Raw genomic sequence first — 4,139 nt, 5'->3', positions numbered from 1 at the left:
CCCGCCGACGACCCCGCCCACCACCCCGCCGACCACGCCGCCCACCACTCCCCCGACGACCCCGCCGACCACCCCGCCGACCACGCCGCCGACGACCCCGCCGGGGCACAGCGGCGACTGCATGGCGGTCTACAAGATCACCAGCACCTGGAACGGTGGCTTCCAGGGCGAGGTGGAGATCATGAACCACACGTCGTCCACCTGGGCGGGCTGGACGGCGACCTGGGCCCTGCCCCAGGGGCAGACGATCCACAGTCTCTGGAACGGCACGTCGACCATCTCCGGTCAGAACGTGACCGTGACGAACGCGGCGTACAACGGCGCGCTCGCCCCGGAGGGCAAGACCACCTTCGGGTTCGTGGCCGGCAACACCGGACAGGGCGGACTGCCCACGGTCACCTGCACCGGCCGGTGACCTGACCGCACCGCAGCACCGCACAACGCAGCACGCGCAGCAGCACCGCGCACAGGGGGGCCGCTCCGATCCCGGAGCGGCCCCCCTCCGCGTGACGTGGGTCCGGGTGTCAGCGCACCATCGAGCCGACCACCGGCTTGGTGAGCAGGGCGGACTGGTTGCGCTGGATACCCGGGTCGAGGGTCTTCGCGACGAAGATCGCGTGCCAGATGCAGAAGATCAGCACGGTCCACACCTTGCGGGAGTGGTCGGCCTCCTCCCGCTTGTGCTCCTCCAGCAGCCGCATCGCGTACGACAGGTCGATCAGGTCACCGGCGCCGGAGTTGGACAGCACCCAGCGGGCCCACTCGTACATCTCGCCGCGCAGCCAGACCCGGGTCGGGGTCGGGAAGCCGAGCTTCTTGCGGTTGACGATGGCTGGCGGCACGACGCCCTGCAACGCCTGGCGCATGGCGTACTTGGTGGCCTCCGAGCGCGGCGGCAGCTTCAGCTCCACCGGGATGGTGGCCGCCACGTCGAACACCTCCTTGTCCAGGAACGGCACCCGGACCTCCAGCGAGTGCGCCATGGAGATCCGGTCGGCCTTGACCAGGATGTCCCCGCGCAGCCAGGTGTAGAGGTCGACGTACTGCATCTTGGTGACGTCGTCGAGCTCGGTGCACTCGGCGTAGATGGGGGCGGTGACGTCGGTGTAGCGCACCGAGGGGTCGTAGCGGCGCAGCAGGTGCTGCTTCTCCTCCTCGGTGAACATCCGGGCGTTGCCGTAGTAGCGCTCCTCGATCGGCGTGGTGCCCCGCTCCAGGAAGCTCTTGCCCTTGACGCCCTGCGGGATGGCCCGGGAGACCGCCCGCAGCCCCTTCTGCACCCCGCCCGGCAGGCCGTTGACGCCGCTGAGCGAGAGCGGCTCCCGGTAGATGGTGTACCCGCCGAAGAACTCGTCCGCGCCCTCACCGGAGAGGACGACGGTGACGTGCTCGGCGGCCTTCTTGGCGACGAAGTAGAGCGGCACCAGCGCCGGGTCGGCCACCGGGTCGTCCAGGTGCCAGACGATCTTCGGCAGCGCCTCGATCATGTCCTGCGGCCCGATCTTGGTCGGGATGGTGGTGACGTCCAGGTGCCGGGCCGACTCCTGGGCGACGTCGATCTCGGAGTACCCGGGCACGTCGTACCCGACGGTGAAGGTGAGGATGTTCGGGTTGAACTCCCGGGCCAGGGCCACCACGGCGGTCGAGTCGATACCGCTGGAGAGGAACGAGCCGACCGGCACGTCGGAGCGCATGTGCATCCGGACGCTCTCCCGCAGCGTCTCCCGGATCTGGTGGTACAGCCGCTGCTCGTCGGAGACCGGGGCGGGCCGGAACACCGGCCGGTACCAGCGGCGCACGTCGAGCCGGCCGTTCGGGCTCCAGGTCAGGTACTCCCCCGACCCGATCCGGTTGATCCCCTGGTGCAGGGTGCCCGGCTCCGGGACGTACTGCAGGGTCAGGTAGTGGCTCAGGTTGGCGGCGTTGATCCCGGCGTCTCCGGCGTACGCGGACTGGGCGAAGGGCAGCAGCGCCTTCTTCTCCGAGGCGAGGTAGAGCCCGTCGGCGGTCTCCAGGTAGTGCAGCGGCTTGATGCCGAAGTAGTCCCGCGCGCCGAAGGCCCGGCGCTCCTGCCGGTCCCAGATGACGAAGGCGAACATGCCGCGCAGCCGGGTGAGCACCTGCTCACCCCAGTAGTGGTAGCCGGCGACGATCACCTCGCCGTCCCCGGCGGTGGCGAACTGCGCGCCGTAGTGCCGGATCAGCTCCTCGCGCAGCTCGATGTAGTTGTAGATCTCACCGTTGAAGGTGAGCAGGTAGCGGCCCCCCGCGTACGGCAGCGGCTCGTGGCTGGAGGCGACGTCGATGATGGCCAGCCGCTTGTGCGCGAACACCCCGTCGGCGTAGTGGCCGGTGGCGTCGCCGACCACCTCGACCCCTGTCTCGTCCGGTCCGCGGTGGTGCAGGCATTCCAACGCCCCCGCGATGTGGTCACGGTGGGCGGCGGCGTTGCCGTTCGCGCTGAAGAAGGCCAGGAGTCCGCACATGGTCGTCATCTTTTCACGCGCCCGCGACGCCCGTCGCGGGCACCGCAGGCTCTCCTCCGGCCGGTTCCACGGGTACCGTCTGCACCAGCGAGGCGACGGAAGGGAGCGGACCATGACCGAGCAGCGGGCCGACGGCAAGCCGGCCGACGGCACCGAGTCGCACGACCCGGACTTCCCGGAGGCGTTCCTGTCGTTCATGCGGCAGGGGTGGCGGGACAGCACCCTCCCGGTCGGTCCCCGACCGGAGGTGCCCCACCACGCCAAGCGCCGGGCCGCGCTCTCCGCGGCCTTCCCCGGCGAGACCCTGGTGATCCCGACCGGCCGCGAGAAGGTACGCGCCAACGACACCGACTACCCGTTCCGGCCGGGCAGCGACTTCGTGTACCTGACCGGCGACCACGACCCGGACAGCGTGCTGGTGCTGCGGCCGAACGGGTCGGGGCACGACGCCACCCTGTACATGCGGCCCCGCTCGTCGCGGCAGACCGACGAGTTCTTCCGCAGCCGGCACGGCGAGCTGTGGGTGGGCCGTCGGCACACCCTGATCGAGAAGTCCACCGAGCTGGGCCTGCCGACCGCCGATCTGAGCGAGCTGGACGCGGCGCTGGCCGACCTCGCCCCGGCGCGGACCCGGGTGCTGCGGGGCTTCGACCCCCGGGTGGACGCCGCCGTGCGCGCCTACGACGGGCCCCGGGAGCAGGGTCAGCCGGCCCGCGACCGGGAGCTGGCCATCGCCATCTCGGAGTTGAAGCTGGTCAAGGACGAGTGGGAGGTCGCCCAGCTCCAGGAGGCGATCGACGCCACGGTCCGGGGCTTCGAGGACGTGGCCCGGGTGCTGCCGGCCGACCGGGGGGTCTCCGAGCGGCTGCTGGAGGGGGTGTTCGCGCTGCGCGCGCGGCACGACGGCAACGACGTCGGGTACGGCTCGATCGTCGGCGCGGGCGAGCACGCCACGATCCTGCACTGGGTGCACAACCACGGCGTCACCCGTCCGGGTGAGCTGCTGCTGATGGACATGGGGGTGGAGGGGCGCAACCTGTACACCGCCGACGTCACCCGGGTGCTGCCGGTCGACGGCCGGTTCACCCCGTTGCAGCGCCAGGTCTACGACGTCGTGTACGCCTCCCAGCAGGCCGGCATCGAGTTCATCAAGCCCGGGGTGAAGTTCAAGGACGTGCACCTGACCTGCATGCGGGTGCTCGCCGAAGGGCTGGCCGACCTGGGCCTGCTGCCGGTCAGCGTGGACGAGGCGATGGACGAGAAGTCCGGTGTCTACCGGCGGTGGACGCTGCACGGCTTCGGCCACATGCTCGGCCTGGACGTGCACGACTGCGCCAACGCCCGCAAGGAGACGTACCGGGACGGCACCCTCGGCGAGGGGTACGTGCTCACCGTCGAGCCGGGGCTGTACTTCCAGCCGGAGGACGACCTGGTGCCCGAGGAGTTGCGCGGCGTCGGCGTCCGGATCGAGGACGACGTGCTGGTCACCTCGGCCGGCGCGGTCAACCTGTCGGCCGGGCTGCCGCGCCGGGCCGACGAGGTGGAGACCTGGCTGGCCGCCCAGCGCGAGGCCGGCCCCCGCCTGCCCGGCTGAGCCGTTCCCGGGTGGCGGGCCAGCAGGCCCGTCGACCCGGGAGGGCAGCACCCGGCCCC

Annotated in this window: 3 protein-coding genes; 2 read left to right on the top strand and 1 reads right to left on the bottom strand. The window is 71.2% G+C overall.

What is annotated here, in order from left to right; translation table 11 throughout:
- Nucleotides 1-415: cellulose binding domain-containing protein (locus tag AWW66_RS31535; protein ID WP_211272167.1), on the top strand; the 415-nt coding region annotated here is incomplete at its 5' end.
- Between the two features lie 109 nt (nucleotides 416-524).
- Here AWW66_RS31535 and asnB read toward each other — a convergent pair.
- A complete protein-coding gene (asnB, locus tag AWW66_RS31530; protein ID WP_067374316.1) occupies nucleotides 525-2,486 on the bottom strand; it encodes an asparagine synthase (glutamine-hydrolyzing) in 1,962 nt (653 codons plus the stop codon).
- Between the two features lie 112 nt (nucleotides 2,487-2,598).
- Between asnB and AWW66_RS31525 the strand changes: the two genes are divergently transcribed.
- Nucleotides 2,599-4,080, top strand: a complete 1,482-nt coding sequence (locus tag AWW66_RS31525) for an aminopeptidase P family protein (RefSeq protein ID WP_067374313.1) — start codon at nucleotides 2,599-2,601, stop codon at nucleotides 4,078-4,080.
- The last annotated feature ends 59 nt before the right edge of the window (nucleotides 4,081-4,139 follow it).

Source organism: Micromonospora rosaria (genome assembly GCF_001567585.1).
GTDB classification, from domain to species: domain Bacteria; phylum Actinomycetota; class Actinomycetes; order Mycobacteriales; family Micromonosporaceae; genus Micromonospora; species Micromonospora rosaria.
The sequence above is the reverse complement of the archived record's forward strand: the minus strand, read 5'-3'. Positions and strand labels throughout refer to the sequence as shown.

Excerpts from the sequence above, each read along its gene's own strand:
- asnB (WP_067374316.1), bottom strand. The coding sequence starts at position 2,486 with ATGTGCGGACTCCTGGCCTTCTTCAGCGCGAACGGCAACGCCGCCGCC.
- AWW66_RS31525 (WP_067374313.1), top strand. The coding sequence starts at position 2,599 with ATGACCGAGCAGCGGGCCGACGGCAAGCCGGCCGACGGCACCGAGTCG.